This is a genomic window from Dyadobacter sp. HNCC25DJ185, from assembly GCF_056895195.1.
On the sequence record NZ_JBXHAR010000001.1, the window covers coordinates 1,127,248 to 1,142,586 of the forward strand.

The 15,339-nt window shown below is 46.0% G+C and carries 10 protein-coding genes; 9 read left to right on the top strand and 1 reads right to left on the bottom strand.

All coding sequences use genetic code 11. From position 1 onward, the window contains the following. The first annotated feature begins 3 nt into the window (after nt 1-3). The 5 genes from hisD (at nt 4) to AC1XUF_RS04720 (ending at nt 3,896) form a co-directional block, all read left to right on the top strand. Nucleotides 4-1,272: a histidinol dehydrogenase gene (hisD, locus tag AC1XUF_RS04700; protein ID WP_483340504.1), complete on the top strand. Its 1,269-nt coding sequence runs from the start codon at nt 4-6 to the stop codon at nt 1,270-1,272. Nucleotides 1,273-1,340: 68 nt separating this feature from the next. Then, nucleotides 1,341-1,769, top strand: coding sequence for an antitoxin Xre/MbcA/ParS toxin-binding domain-containing protein (locus AC1XUF_RS04705; RefSeq protein WP_483340505.1), 429 nt, complete (start codon nt 1,341-1,343; stop codon nt 1,767-1,769). Beyond that, nucleotides 1,769-2,224, top strand: coding sequence for an RES family NAD+ phosphorylase (locus tag AC1XUF_RS04710; protein ID WP_483340506.1), 456 nt, complete (start codon nt 1,769-1,771; stop codon nt 2,222-2,224). The genes AC1XUF_RS04705 and AC1XUF_RS04710 overlap by 1 nt, the downstream gene beginning before the upstream one ends. A gap of 32 nt (nt 2,225-2,256) precedes the next feature. Beyond that, nucleotides 2,257-3,330 carry a histidinol-phosphate transaminase gene (hisC, locus tag AC1XUF_RS04715; protein ID WP_483340507.1) on the top strand — a complete coding sequence of 358 codons (1,074 nt, stop codon included), beginning with the start codon at nt 2,257-2,259 and terminating at the stop codon, nt 3,328-3,330. A 44-nt stretch (nt 3,331-3,374) separates the two neighbouring features. Next, a complete protein-coding gene (locus AC1XUF_RS04720) occupies nt 3,375-3,896 on the top strand; it encodes a hypothetical protein (RefSeq protein WP_483340508.1) in 522 nt (173 codons plus the stop codon). Between the two features lie 74 nt (nt 3,897-3,970). Here the strand turns inward: AC1XUF_RS04720 and AC1XUF_RS04725 are convergent, their stop codons facing one another. After that, the gene (locus AC1XUF_RS04725; RefSeq protein WP_483340509.1) at nt 3,971-6,841 is read right to left on the bottom strand and encodes a T9SS type A sorting domain-containing protein; all 2,871 of its coding nucleotides are present in this window, start codon (nt 6,839-6,841) and stop codon (nt 3,971-3,973) included. Between the two features lie 142 nt (nt 6,842-6,983). Between AC1XUF_RS04725 and AC1XUF_RS04730 the strand changes: the two genes are divergently transcribed. The 4 genes from AC1XUF_RS04730 to AC1XUF_RS04745 all read left to right on the top strand — a co-directional run bounded on the left by AC1XUF_RS04730 (nt 6,984) and on the right by AC1XUF_RS04745 (nt 15,338). Further along, the gene (locus AC1XUF_RS04730) at nt 6,984-10,301 is read left to right on the top strand and encodes a UvrD-helicase domain-containing protein (protein WP_483340510.1); all 3,318 of its coding nucleotides are present in this window, start codon (nt 6,984-6,986) and stop codon (nt 10,299-10,301) included. Between the two features lie 206 nt (nt 10,302-10,507). Beyond that, on the top strand, nt 10,508-13,933 hold the full coding sequence (locus AC1XUF_RS04735) for a hybrid sensor histidine kinase/response regulator (RefSeq protein ID WP_483340511.1): 3,426 nt from the start codon (nt 10,508-10,510) through the stop codon (nt 13,931-13,933). A 2-nt stretch (nt 13,934-13,935) separates the two neighbouring features. Then, nucleotides 13,936-14,751, top strand: coding sequence for a CheR family methyltransferase (locus tag AC1XUF_RS04740; RefSeq protein ID WP_483340512.1), 816 nt, complete (start codon nt 13,936-13,938; stop codon nt 14,749-14,751). Continuing rightward, the gene (locus AC1XUF_RS04745; RefSeq protein ID WP_483340513.1) at nt 14,748-15,338 is read left to right on the top strand and encodes a chemotaxis protein CheB; all 591 of its coding nucleotides are present in this window, start codon (nt 14,748-14,750) and stop codon (nt 15,336-15,338) included. The genes AC1XUF_RS04740 and AC1XUF_RS04745 overlap by 4 nt, the downstream gene beginning before the upstream one ends. Nucleotide 15,339 lies beyond the last annotated feature (1 nt).

Consider the following 15,339-nt stretch of genomic DNA (forward strand, 5'->3'; position numbering starts at 1 on the left):
CGTATGAATATTATTCCATTTCCAGAAAGAAGTCAATGGGCAGGATTGCTGGCACGTCCGGTTCTGGAAGCAAAGGATATTGAAGGGAGCGTATTACCGATCCTCGAACAGGTGAAAAGCCAGGGCGACGAGGGTATCAGGGCATTGGCGAGAAGATTCGATAAGACAGAACTGGCCGAGCTCGCTTTTGCAGATTCAGTGATCGATGCAGCCGCTGATCAACTGGATGCCGAACTGAAAGAAGCGATTGGGCAGGCTTATCAGAATATTTATAAATTTCATAAAGCACAGCTTCTACCTGCCGAAAAGATTGAAACAATGCCAGGCGTGACCTGCTGGAGACGTAGCGTAGGGATTGAAAAGGTCGGAATATATATTCCGGGCGGTTCAGCGCCTTTATTCAGCACAGTTTTAATGCTAGGTATCCCGGCTCAGATTGCCGGATGTAAGGAAATTATTTTGTGTACACCTTCTGATCATCCTGCGATTTTATATGCGGCGAAACTGGTAGGTGTTACCAAGGCGTTCCGGATCGGTGGGGCACAAGCTATTGCTGCCCTGGCCTATGGTACTGAAAGCGTTCCCAAAGTATACAAGATTTTTGGCCCGGGAAATCAGTATGTAACTACTGCCAAAATGCTTGTAAATAGGGAGGGGGTTGCTATCGATATGCCAGCAGGGCCGTCGGAAGTGGCGGTTTATGCAGATGACACTGCGGTTCCTGCTTTTGTTGCTGCAGACCTCTTGTCCCAGGCCGAGCACGGCGCGGATAGTCAGGTTTTGCTGGTTTCTACCAGCAAAAAGCTTTTGTCTTCGGTAAACCTGACATTGTCTTCCCAATTGGGCCGTCTGCCAAGGCGTGATCTTGCAGGCAAGGCCATTGAGAACAGTAAAGCAATACTGGTAGGGTCTGAAGAGGAAGCCATTGATCTTCTGAACCAATATGCTGCGGAGCATTTAATTTTAAGTGTGGCTGACGCGGAAAGTGTTTCAGAAAAGATAATCAATGCGGGCTCTATTTTCCTGGGTAATTACACACCCGAATCTTGTGGAGATTATGCTTCCGGAACCAACCACACCTTGCCGACCAATGGTTATGCAAGTGTTTACAGCGGTGTTTCGGTAGATAGCTTTGTTAAGAAAATCACCGTACAAAATATTACGGAAACGGGTATACGAAATATCGGCCCAACTGTGGAAGCGATGGCGGAGGCAGAATCCCTCGATGCGCACAAACGGGCTGTCAGCATCAGGCTTAAAAGTCTTTTGTGAAAAATTCTTTATCCCGGAAAAATGTCGTAAATTGGAGGACATTTTTCTAGCTTAAAGATTTTTCAATTATGACGGCACGGATGGTTAACGAGCGTTTGGGTGGTTATGGTGTTTTGAAACACGCCGTAAAAAATGATTTCGACCTTGCCTACCTGGCTGAAAATGGTGTTCCAAAGGTTTCGATCCAATATCTGGCCGATTCAGTAGGTATGGATGTAAAGGATGTAATAGCCTTGTTACCAGTTACTTCCAGGAACTTGCAGCGTTATAACGATATCGATCTCCTTAGTAACGTCGTCTCAGATCATCTGATAGCCCTTGCTGATCTGTTTTCCATAGGTGTGAGGGTTTTAGGAAAGCCTTATTTTCTGGATTGGCTGAATAATGTTATTCCCGCACTTGGGCAGGAGAAGCCGGTGAACTTTCTCAGGACACATGCCGGGATTGACCTTATCAAAACTGAGCTGGGACGTATTGAACACGGAATTTTTGCTTAATGGAGCTATTCAGGATCACACGTTCCGAATTTAAGAATGACCTTACCGGCATCGGAGCCTTTTATCATGGGGGCAGATGGAATTCTCCAAGAAATTACATGCTTTACACTTCCTCTCATCGTTCGCTGGCCATGTTGGAGGTGCTCGTACACTGGAACAAAACCACTCCGCCTCCCGATTATGTTATTGTAGTCCTGTTTGTGCCGGATGCCATGGTAACTACTCAGGCGCCTTATATGGTGAGCGATTGGCAGGAGGAACAGCAATGGACGAAGGAAACCGGGGATACCTGGCTTAAAGAAGGCCGGACACTTTTATGCCGTGTACCTTCGGTGGTGGTTAAATCGGAGTACAATTATCTGATCAATCCGATGCACGCCAATGCAAGTTCTATCAAAATAATGGATGTGGAACCATTCGAATTTGACAAGCGGCTCTTTGTCCTTTCAAAATAAATTAATTACCCGGCGAAAGCTGCGAAACAAAGATGAAAGACAATTTTGAATTAAATCAAATTTTAAGGCCCCACATTATCTCCCTGGCCCCTTATTCGTCTGCCAGAGACGAGTATACAGGCCACGTGGGCATATTCCTGGATGCCAATGAAAATCCCTATGGGTCGGTTACGGAAGAGCACTATAATCGCTATCCTGATCCTTATCAAACTGAAATCAAGCAGAAACTGGCACCTATCAAAGGCATTGCCCCGGAGCATATCTTCCTAGGAAATGGAAGTGATGAACCTATCGATCTCATTACCCGCGCTACCTGCACACCTGGAAAGGACCACGTGATCATTATGCCGCCTACATATGGCATGTATGAAGTGAGCGCCCACATTCATGATGTCAACATAGATAAGGTTTTACTGAGAACTGATTTTTCCATTGATACCGAAGCGGTTTTAAATGCAGTCACGCCGTTAACGAAGATCATCTGGATATGTTCTCCCAATAATCCGACAGGCAATGTGATGCAGGATGATGCAATTCAAACCCTTCTGGAAAATTTTAACGGACTGGTCGTGGTTGATGAAGCATATATTGATTTTACAGAGACTGCTTCCTGGATACAGAAACTGAATCAATATCCAAATCTGGTGGTATTGCAGACCTTTTCGAAAGCCTGGGGTTTGGCAGGTATTAGAGTTGGAATGTGCTTTGCTTCGACGGAGCTGATCAGGATACTAAATAAGATAAAACCGCCGTATAACATCAGCTTACCGGCACAAAAAGCGCTTTTGGAGGGGTTGGATCATATCGCAAGCAAGGAAACGATGGTGAAAGACATTCTCAGGGAGAGATCGTCTCTGCGGAGCATGCTGGAAGATTTACCGCTGGTCACAAAAGTGTATCCCTCAGATGCCAATTTTCTTCTGGTGCAATTTGAAGATGCAAAGGCAGTTATGGATTATCTCATCCGCGAGCAGATTATTGTAAGGGACCGCTCCCGAGTTGCACTTTGTGATGGTTGTTTAAGAATAACAGTCGGGACGCAAATAGAAAATGAAGTTTTAATAGATTCTTTAAAGAAATACCATCAGACTAGCGTTATTGTGTAGTACGATTAAATACTCAAAAAGAAAATTCCCCGACATACTTAATTATGAAGAAATTAGCCTTATCTATTATTTGTACGTTTTGCTTTGGTATTGCGCAGGCGCAATACGACAACTGGGCCGTAGGTTTTAAACTCGGCGAGCCGACAGGGATCAACATCCGGAAATATTTTAACAACATCCATGCACTTGACGTGACGGTAGGTACATACGGAGGGATTTTATCAAACGACCGTAAGTACAGAGGCGATGAAGGAATTTACAAAAATGCAGGTGTTTCGCTCCAGGTTCATTATTTATGGCATACGCCGGTTTTTAATTCCGAAACCGTTCATGTTTATTATGGCTTGGGAGGGCAAATCAACAGCCGCAGGTCTTATCCGAAAAGGCTGAACGGAAATTACGAAAAGGATATCTCCCTTGGTGGTTCTGCATTGGGTGGTTTTGAATATTATATACCGGATAACCGCATGTCCGTATTTCTTGAAGGAGGCACTTATCTGGAACTTTTGCCACGCCCCTTTTATCTAAGCCCCAATATTTCAGCTGGTATCCGTTTTAATCTTTGAAAAAAATAATCTTTGATAAAAATAAAATGAAAAAAGGGGAGTCAGGCGAAAACCAGCTCCCCTTTTGCATATCCTTATTCTTTGATTATTTTATGGATGGCGTTATCGCTTTTAATGAAATAGATTCCGCTTTTCAGATCGGACATGTCCAGTGAAAACTGAGTTTCGGATAACTGGCCAAGTCCTTTAATTTGCAACTCCCTTCCCTCTGCATTGAACAGTTTTACCGTTTCTGCCTTTGCCCTCTCAACGGTCAGCACGTTTTTAACAGGATTGGGATATACAAGAGAGTTTTGCGAGGCGCTGCTGCTCACATTTCTGATTAGTGAGTAAGCATAGGAGCCGTTTATATCTACTTGTTTTAGACGGTAATACACATTTCCAGAAACAGGAGAGAGATCCTCATAACGATATTCGTGTCCGGTGCGGCTATTTTCCATCGCTTCCATCCTGAAAACGGACAACCACCTTTTAGCGTCCAGTGACCGTTGTATCTCGAAGAAATCACTGTTTAATTCCTGCGAAGTAGCCCAGGACAACACGACACTGTATTCCTCTAACGTTGCGCTAAAGTGTACCAGCTCCACTGGCAATGCTATCTCTCCCGACATGATCCCAAACTCGGAAGTACTTTTAACTGCACCTGTCCGGCTGGCTGTGCCTGTCACGCCGTCTGTTTTTTGCATTGTAGTGCCTGCTGCTGGTGTAAAAGTCACGTCGGTAAATTTCCCAGTTGCGTCGGTAGCAATAGTACCCAGGTATTCTCCGCCTTCTCCGTGTGAAGTGATCCGGCTATGCCCCGTAGATACGGCTCCATCCTGATTTCCGTCATTGTCCTGCTTATATACCTCAATATTAAGTACTTCATTAATAGTAGTTCCAGGTGTCTCTTCGGTGGCGCCTGCCGTGCCAACATATCCGCTGACCGTGATAGTGCCATTATTGTGTAAGACAAATTTGGTGAATATGGGGTAATCCAGTGCATCGTTGCTATTGGCGGTCCCCGCCCCAAGGCTACCGTCGTTAACATCTACGCCTGAATTTACATCCAACAGATTGATCGACGGGCCGCCATTGTTATGAAACGTATTTCGGCTAATCAAACACCCTGTGCTTGGGCGGGTCCCCGCTACAAGATCGCTTGTAATATTTCCTACACCAATGCCGTAATTCGTATTATTTGCAATTAAATTGCCCATAGAGGTTAAGGGCGAGGATGCGCCCGAACCAATGATATTATCTTTGGAACCGTCGATAACTAAAACACCATATCCATTGCCTGCGGCATTCCCCGTAAAATTGGCCCCAATATAATTACCGGAAACGTTGTTTCTCACAGCCCTGCCTACTAGCGTAACTTCATCAATAAAAGCGCTTGAATGAATCAGGACTCCCGCTTTAGTATTATTGCATATATAGTTTCTTTCACTTGCGTCGTTGATCCCATCCCCATCGGTGCCGATAGTAACCATCTCAGAACCTTCGATATCTATTCCGTTAAGATTGCCCATGTTTCCGGCGCCGGATGCATCTAGTCCGATAAAATTCCCACAAACGTTAGATGTTGCGGAAGGAACAACTTCATAGAAAATGCCATTTTGACCATTGGAACTTATTATATTTCTCATGACGGGCAGAAAGGTTTGAGACTTGCTATCATTATATCCTATTTTGACCTCCGTATTATTTCTTGCTAAGCCAGATCCGGTATATAATGCGATTCCATTGCCTGCATTACCTTTCGGGAACATTCCGGTTATATCCGTTCCGATCCTGTTTCCTGCAATAATAACATGGCTCGTTTCACGAAGCTGAATGCCGTCTGCTATATCTTCGGTAACACTTGTCTTGTGAGCACTTATGGTATTTCCTTCCAGAGCATCAGAAACGCCGTTGGCATCGGTTCCTACTCTGATATTCTCCACGATATCCTCGCTGAAAAAGGTGAGCCCGTTTGTGCCGAGCTTACCTGTTGTTGCAACAAGTGCGTTGATATTGCCATTTCCTAACTCAGTACTGCCGTCGGCACCCAGGCCAATGACATTGCCAGCAACAACGACATCTCCACCGTCAATAAACCGGACACCGTCCCGACCGTTCCCGCTGATTAAGTTCCCTTCCAATGCGTCCGATACCCCATCGCCATTTGTGCCCAACCAAACGTCGTGACAATCCAATAGCAGAATCCCACCATTTTTGTTGGTACTTTCCAAAACAGCGGTATTACCCAATTTATCGGTAGGCCCTATGTAGTTACCTGCAATGGTGAGTCCGGACGCTGTTTTTGCGTATATCCCCGAATTTCGGTCAGTGTGATATTGGGCAGGATCATAAGCCGAATTGGTAATGAGGTTCCCCTCGAAAGAATCCAGAATTCCGTCCCCGTTAGTGCCGATAACGACTGACGATAGCTGCCCAATCAGAGAACTTTGAATGTGAATGCCTGTCCCTACATTAGTGGTGCCGGTAACTTCACCGTTTTCTTTGGTACCTATGTAGCAACCCCAAACATGTAAGATTGAAATTTCCTGAATTGCCCTGATTGCCGCGTTGGTATTGTTCGCACCGGTGTTATAAATCGAAAGACCCGAAAGATATACGAAATAAGTGTTCTGGAAGGATAGGCCGTTGAAGCCGGCAAGATCGATCGCTATCGTAATAACCCGACCCTGAATTGTGCCAGCCGATGCGCCCGGTGCGGAATAGCCGTTAATACTGATATTATGATTCGTGATAATTGGCAGGTCGGCTGTCAGAGTGATTGTTCCCGCAATCAGGAAATTAATATCGTGGGGGCCGGATAAGTCCGAATTGGCTTTAACTATTGCATTTCTGAGTGTTCCTGGTGTATTTGCGTCCGACAGCGAAGTGACATTGAACGTGGTGGCTTTGAGACCGTGAGAGATCATAGCCAATAGCATGCATAGTAGTGTTCTTTTCATCATAATGGTTGTTTTCTGATTTAATACGTATGTGTAAGATTCTATTTAAATAAGTAATGGTTACAATTTATGAAAACTTTTGTAAATGAATAATTAAACTGATTATACCGATAGTTATAATTATCGTTGTAGGTCAAAGAAGATTATGTTCAAAGTATACAGTTCATCTGCGGGTTCGGGTAAAACCTACACTTTAACCAAGGAGTACCTGAAACTGGCATTAAGTTTTAATTCAGAAACTTATTTCAGGCACATCCTGGCGGTTACTTTTACCAATGCCGCGGCCAATGAAATGAAAGACCGCATTCTGCTGATGTTGCGGACTTTTGCGTCAGCAGATTTTGGAAAGCCTCATCCTATGCTTGCGGACGTGGTCAGCGAGCTTTATCCCGAGACGCTGGAAGACCCTGATCTTTTCATTGAAGCATGCAAGCTCATTGCAAGCCGGGCGCAGCTGGTGTTCAGGCAGATACTGCACCGTTATTCGGATTTTTCGGTGATGACGATCGACAAGTTTACCCAAAGGCTGATCAGCAGCTTTACGGACGAACTGGGCATTCCGTTTATTTTTGAAACACAGCTTGACAGCGATTTGCTTGACGACGCGGTGGATAGGTTGCTGGCCAGGATAGGTCAGGAAGGAGAGACCGTTCTGACCGAAATCGTAGAAAGGTATTACCGCGAAAATGCGGAGGAAGGAAAAAGCTGGGGTGCTCTGCCCATGCAGATCCGGGAGACCGCCGGGACATTACTCAGCGAGCAGAGTTACCTGCAGATGAGGCGGGTCGAAAACCTTGAAATGGAGGACTGGATGGCGATCAGAAGCCAGATGAGCGCCTTTGTGAGGGAAAAAGAAGCATTGATGCTACGGCTTTCAAAAAATGCCTTCGAATTGATTCAATCCACATTTCTGACTGAAAAGGATTTCCATCAGAGCGGGAGAGGAATTTATGGTTTTCTTCGGGACAGGGCCGAGGGAAAGAAATTTTGGGTAGAGCCGAATTCCTATGTTTATAAGACCATCGGAGAAGGCGTGTGGTATGGCGCCAAGACTCCTTCGCTGATCAAAGATGAAATTGAGAAGGTAAGGACAGACCTGGAGAATTATTTCCATCAGATTGAAAATATCCGTCTTGCAGAATCGGAGAAAGTCGCGCTGTACAATCAGCTTGACAGGCACATTTATCATTTATCATTATTAGGGGAGATCCGGACGGAATTTGATGCCCTGCTGAAACAGAACAACCAGGTACACATTTCTGATTTTAACCGGAAAATCGTGGAGATCGTTGCCAGGGAACCTGTACCATTTATTTTTGAACGACTTGGTGAAAGGTACAACCATATTCTTGTCGATGAATTTCAGGATACATCCAAGTTGCAGTTTGCCAACTTGCTTCCATTGATTGAGAATGCATTGTCCGGCGGGTTTTTTAACCTGATTGTGGGGGATGCAAAGCAATCCATTTATCGTTTTCGCGGCGGGGATATGGACCTGATCCTTCAACTGGCACAGAGTCAGGTAATGCAGCTTGCTTCCGTGCTGGGACCAGGCTCTTTTCACGCAGAGCGCCTGATGAGCCTGGATCAATATCTGCATGTAAACCATCTGAAAACCAATCGCAGAAGTTACCGTGAGATCACCGATTTTAACAACAGTTTCTTTGCTTTCATTGCAAAAACTTTGGGCGAAGATTATCCGTTGATCAGGGAAGTGTATGATCAGAATTTTCAGCAGGAGATCCCGGAAGGAGTGAAAGAAGGCGGACACGTTGAACTCGAATTCCTGGAAATGAATGAGGATACGGCAGAAGGCGACGAGGAAAACCCTGCCGATCATATGGTGCGCAGGGCGACGGAACTGGTAGTCGAGCTGAGAGCAGGCGGCTACAAGTGGAGGGATATAGCTATTTTGTGCCGCAAAAAAAGGGAAGCAACTGCACTGGCCAATGCCATGAAGGAGGCGGGATTTCCTTTGATCTCGGACGATGCCCTCTCGCTCGGATTTTCCCGGTCAGTGCATTTCGTGATTTCCTTTATGAAAGTCCTGCATAGCTCGGACCACCGGCTGGCACGTTATGAGGCCGCATATCTTTTTCACCACGTGATCCACCGGGAAAATCCCGCACCGGCGGAATATGAGCAGATACGGATTTTGTGTGAAGAAAGGGGACTCGATACTTTCCTGGATTATTTCAAAAAATGGAATATCGGGCTGAGCTCGTTCAGGATGCGGCAATTGTCTGTTTTCGAGCTTTGCGAGTACCTGATGCAGCATTTTGGCTTGCTGGAAAACCATTTTGAAAACGAATACCTGTTCAGGTTTTTGGATGTAGTGCTGGAATTCGGGAACCGTAAAAGCAATCACCTGGGTGATTTCCTGGTGTATTGGGAAACGGCCAGGAGCCGGCTTTCGATCACGATACCCGAGGAAACCGATGCGATTAGAATCACGACCATTCACAGGTCCAAAGGACTTGAATATCCGGTCGTTATTATTCCGTATGCACATTGGAAAGTCACTCCCAATGCAAAAATGGACCGGCTTTGGATAGATCTGGAACATGTGGATTATGAGGAACTCAACTTACCCGGTCGGGGGGAGGGCGTACTGAAGAAACTGAAAACTTCAATGGTTTCGGTCGTGAAAGACCTTGAAAATACGGCTGTCGCCGAGCAGTATCAAAACGAGCGGACCCGGATATTGGTGGAAAACCTCAACCTGCTTTATGTAGCATTCACCAGGGCCATTCAGCGGCTATACATCCTCGCCAAAAGGGAGGGACGGCGGGAGTCGGGGCAACAGGTGAGCAACTGGCTGCGCGATTATCTTGGACAGCAGGATTTTGTGCCGTCCTGGGATGATACTCAATCAAAATACCTCATTTCCAGTGGAAAAGGGCCGCTTGTGCACGCTCATCAAAAATCGGACTCTGAGCCATTTACCATTGATCACATTTTGAGCAATGACCGCACGGAATCGTTGCGGTTAAGAAGAATGGCCGACCGGATTTTCGATGTGGAGACTTTCGAGCCAAGGCACGATCGCCTGCAAAAAATACGCTATCTGCTGACCCGGTTGAAGACGGTTTCCGATTTGCCAGACGCGCTGGGCAAGTTGGTGACCGAAGGGATTTTTACAGGAAAGGAAACGTACGAGATAGAAAAATCCGCCATTAACCTCCTGAGCGACCCATCTCTCCAGGTCCTTTATCACGATCATAATCAAATCCAGGTCAACAAGGAACTGCTGATCCCGGGCGGAAAACTGCTGCACATAGACAGGGTCGTTCGAACCACTGGAGGCGAGACGATTTTTATGTCATTTGTCGGAGGTAACAACCCCGATGAACCACGACGGCACTTGAAAAGACTGATCAAGGCCAATCAGGATTCGGGTAACAAATCGCGGGGCGTACTGGTTACGCTGGAAGATGAAGTCGTAGAATGGATAGATCTTTAACAGAGACTCGTCCTTCACACAAAATTAGATGATCATAAGAGTAATCTGTGTTTATCTAAGAATGTAGAACTAATTTTGTAGAATTTCGACGTGTTTGGTAAAAAGCTTGGCGCATTTAGATTAGAAACCGCCTCAAATGATTATTTTTAGAAATAATCTTATCGCAAGGTTCCGCTCGACTTTATTCTATCGCTTTTCGTTCTTCTATGCGCATATCCTTCCAGCAACAGGTCTTTCTTGGTATATCTTTTTCCATTTTCTTAGTACTGATTGTCGGTTTTACTTCTTACAATGCCATCCGGATACAAATGGAAAACATCGGATGGGTTAACCACACAAGGGAGGTCATGCGTCTCTCTACGTCTGTTAAAAATCTGTTATTGACCGCAGAATCTAATGTTCGAGGTTTTGCAATCACCGGTAATCCTAGTTTTGAAAATAATTATCTGCAAGCAAGCAATAAGATTTTAACGGAAGTCGATGTCCTGCGAAAACTTGTAAAGGATAACCCGGTACAAACCGTCAGGATCGACTCTCTTTCGCTTCTTCTGCAATCCAGATTGGATTTGATGACCAGACAATACGAGATTCTTAAATCAGGAAGAGATACCTCGGGGACGGTGAGGGCGATGGTGTTGGCGGGAAAAAATCTTTCTTCTCAGATCGAATTCAGTTTCCGACGCATTGAGAATGTGGAGGAGGGTTTGCTGATAGAGCGGGAACAAAACGCGACAGTGAGCTCCTCTCGGGCAAAACAATACATCCTGATGGGGTCGTCGGCATTTTTCCTCGTGATTTTACTTCTCTATTATTTTATCAGAAGGACGTACAATGCTCAGATGGCCTCTGAAAAGCAAACACTGGAGGCAAACAAACAGTTGGAACTTCTTGCATTGGAAGACCAGGAAAAAAACTGGATATTGAATGCAGCCATACAACTGTCGACCTCCGTACGCGGAGAGCCTACTCTTACAGAACTTTCGGAACGATTTATTGCCAAACTTATCGAAGTCTCCGAGGCCGAAATTGCCGTACTGTACCTGGTTTCAAGGACAGGAGATACGTTGGAAATTTCGGCTAGTTCAGGGATGAACCAATCGGTACCATTTCCGGCTACGATTAAAATCGGGGAAGGGATTTTGGGCCAGATCGTGCACGATAAAGTTAGCCTTAAAAGGCTTGACGTCACCCCGGATTATTTCAGGATACAAACGGCGACGGGCAGTACCGATCACGCCACCGTTATCGTGAAAACTGTTTCGTTTGGGGGCAATGTAACAGCACTGATCGAAGCCGGGTTCCTGAATGAGCCGAACCCGAGGGTTTTCAAGCTACTGGAGCTGGTATCCGATAATATTGCGGTCGGTATCATGGCAGCCCGTGCGCGTCATATCGCAAACGAACTGCTGGAAAAAACACAGCTGCAGGCAGAAGAACTCGAAAGCCAGCAGGAAGAACTGAGGGTAACCAACGATGAATTGACCAGGCAGACATCCTTACTTCAGGTTTCCGAGGAGGAGCTACGGGTTCAACAGGAAGAACTCAAGCAAATAAACACGGAGCTGGAAGAGAAGGCCTTCATGCTAGAAGAGCAAAAGACCACGATTGAGGAAGCCCGAGACCAGATCCAACTCAAAGCCGACGAGTTGGAAAAAAGCGGAAGGTTCAAAAGCGAGTTCCTGGCCAATATGAGCCACGAGTTACGGACTCCGTTGAACAGCATTCTTATCTTGTCGCGGATATTGGGCGAAAACAAAGGGGCCAGGTTGAGTGAGGAAGAACAACGGTATGCATCGGTTATCTACAATTCGGGCAATGACCTTTTGACATTGATCAACGATATCCTCGATCTCGCCAAAGTTGAATCGGGCAAGATCGAATTGCTGAACGAAAATGTGGCTACCGAGCTGATTTTATTGGAGATCAGCAACACTTTTCAGAAAATCGCAGAGAATAAGGGCCTGAAGCTCAATCTTTCAAAAACCGGATCCTGCCCGGATACACTGTATGTAGATCATGTCCGGCTTGTGCAGATTATCCGCAATCTTATTTCGAACGCGATCAAATTTACGTCCGCTCCCGGAACGGTGTCGTTACAAATAAGCCTGGAATCAGGATATCTGCATTTTGAAGTGGCCGATACAGGTATCGGGATTCCATTGGAGAAGCAGAAATCCATTTTTGAAGCATTTCAGCAGGCCGATGGTTCGACCAGCCGCAAATACGGCGGTACCGGCCTTGGACTTTCTATTAGCCGTGAGTTGGCAAACCTGTTCAAGGGATCCATTTCTCTCGTAAGCGAGCAGGGCAAAGGTGCAGTTTTTACTTTGAAAATCCCTTTGCAAACTGACGCAAAGGAAAATGCCGTGCAAGTACCAGCGGTGCCTGAATTCCAAAAGGAAGCTATAAAGCCAGCATCGCCAACAACAGACTTGTTGAAGGAAAACCGGCTCCTACTGATTGAAGATGACGAAGTTTTCGCCGCGGATATGGCTGCGAAAGCAACTGACAGTGGCTTTCAGGTTCAGTTGGCATCCAATGGAAGGGATGGGCTTGCACTTGTCAAAACTTTTGCCCCGACAGCGATCATCCTCGACATGAACCTGCCTGATATGTCTGGCGACGATGTGTTGAAAGAACTCAAATCGGATACGAAAACAAGGCTTATCCCTGTTCACACGGTTTCTTCGGGTGATTATTTTGAGGCAGATATCCTAAAAGAAGGCGCAATTGGTTTTATGCAAAAGCCGGTAGATCAGAAATCCGCCGAAAACATATTCAATCTGCTCAAACTGGAAGGGAAGGATCTGGAAAAGCAGAGGATCTTGCTTATTGAAGACGATACCTACCAAAGCAAGTACCTGGGAGAGTTTCTTACCGCCAATAACATCATGGTTTTGTATGCGTTCTCTGCGGCAGAAGCCATCGCAATTTTGCGCAGGGACACAGTGGACGGAATTATCCTGGATATCAGGTTGGCCGATATGAATGGTCTCGAATTGCTCGACCAGATCAAGGAGGACCCGGAATGGAGTACATTGCCTGTTGTGATCAACACAGCCGAAGACCTTACTCAGGCGGATTTGGGCAGGGTCATGAAATATGCACATCCGGTAGTGATCAAAACCAGGAAGTCTAATGAGCGCCTGCTCGACGAGGTGAAGCTGTTTTTGAAAAAACTACGACCCCATACGTCCAGGGCAGATATGGGCAGGGAATCGTTCAGCAATCCGGTAGTGCATTCTGACAAGGTATTTGTAGGCAGGAAAATCCTGATTGCGGACGACGATATGCGTAATATTTTTGCTTTGAGCGCGGTACTGGAAGATTCGGGCTTTAAAATAGAAATTGCGACAAACGGGAGAGAGGCAATACAGAAACTGGAAGACAGCCGTGGGATCGAGCTGATACTGATGGACGTTATGATGCCTGAAATGGATGGTATAGAGGCCACACGCAAAATACGCGAGCAGAACAAATGGGCTAAGCTGCCGATTATCGCGGTTACCGCGAAAGCAATGCAGGGCGACAGAGAGCAATGTATGGCTGCGGGAGCAAACGACTATATCTCCAAACCCGTTGACATCGACAAACTGTTGTCGCTGATTAAAGTATGGTTACACGCCGCCTAGCTATGGTATCTATCGAGTATTCGGAACTGGAGGTACTGATTGGCAGGATCCGCGAAATTTCAGGATTTGATTTTTCAGGATATGCCAGGCCATCGCTTTTGCGAAGGGCCGGCCGCTACCTCACGAGAAATGCCATGGATCTGGATCAATTGCTCCGGCATATTGAACCCGGCGGCGGAATTGTATACGACCTGATCCAGGAGATGACGGTCAATTACTCGGAGATGTTCCGGGACCCCGAGTTTTTCGTAAAGCTACGGACGGAGGTGTTCACCTATCTCGAATCTTATCCGGCACTGAGGTTTTGGGTTGCGGGTTGTGCATCAGGAGAAGAGGCGTTTTCCATTGCTATTTTGCTCAAAGAGGCAGGTTTTCTGGAACGTTCGATCATCTACGCTACAGACTTGAATAACAAAGTGCTTAATGCGGCACGTGAGGGTGTTTTCACATTAGGCAGTACGCGAACTTTTTCAGAAAATTATTTGCTGGCGGCAGGACAAAATTCATTATCGGATTATTACCATGTAGCTTATAACAAAGCTGTCATTTCTCCTGAGTTGAGAAAAAACATCGTCTTTTCATTGCATGACCTCACCGGGGACGGTGTTTTTAACGAATTCCAGCTGATCAGTTGCCGAAATGTAATGATCTATTTTACCCTGGAATTAAGGCAGAAGGTGTTCAGGTTACTGTACGACAGTCTCAGCATGTTGGGTTTTCTTTGCCTTGGCAAGCGGGAGACTTTACGTTATTCGGGGATCGAGCATCGCTTCAAGATCGTTGACAGTACCCTGAATATTTACCAGAAAATACAATGAACAGATATAAAGATGACCTTAGCCTGGTGCTTGTCGGTGGTTCGTCTGGCAGCTTCGTCATCTTTGAAGAAATCCTGAAATCGTTGATCGATCCGCTGTCCTTTGCGCTGGTGTTTGTCTTGCACCGAGGAAAATCAAGTATTTCTGCTTTGCCGGATCTGTTTAGAAACAGAACAGGTGTTTTGATGAGTGAACCGCAGCATCTGGACCCGATCGAACGCAACACTATCTATTTCGCCTTCCCGGATTATCACTTGTTGATAGGGCCAGACCGCCGATTTTACTATGATATGTCTGAAAAGGATTTTTTTTCAAGACCGTCCATAGACGCAACATTCATTTCGGCTGCGTGCTCAGGAATTCACGTTAAAGCTGCGTTGCTCTTTTCAGGGTCAAGTGCGGACGGTGCCCTCGGAATGAAATTGCTGGCGCAAAAGGGTTATGAAACTTATGTTCTGAATCCAGGCGACGCGGAGTCGGCCCGCATGCCCGCAGCGGCGCTAAAAGAATGGGAAAACCATCACATTATATATAAGAGCGACTTTTTGAAGACATTACAAGGCGTACTTTATTCACACGCAACGTGAA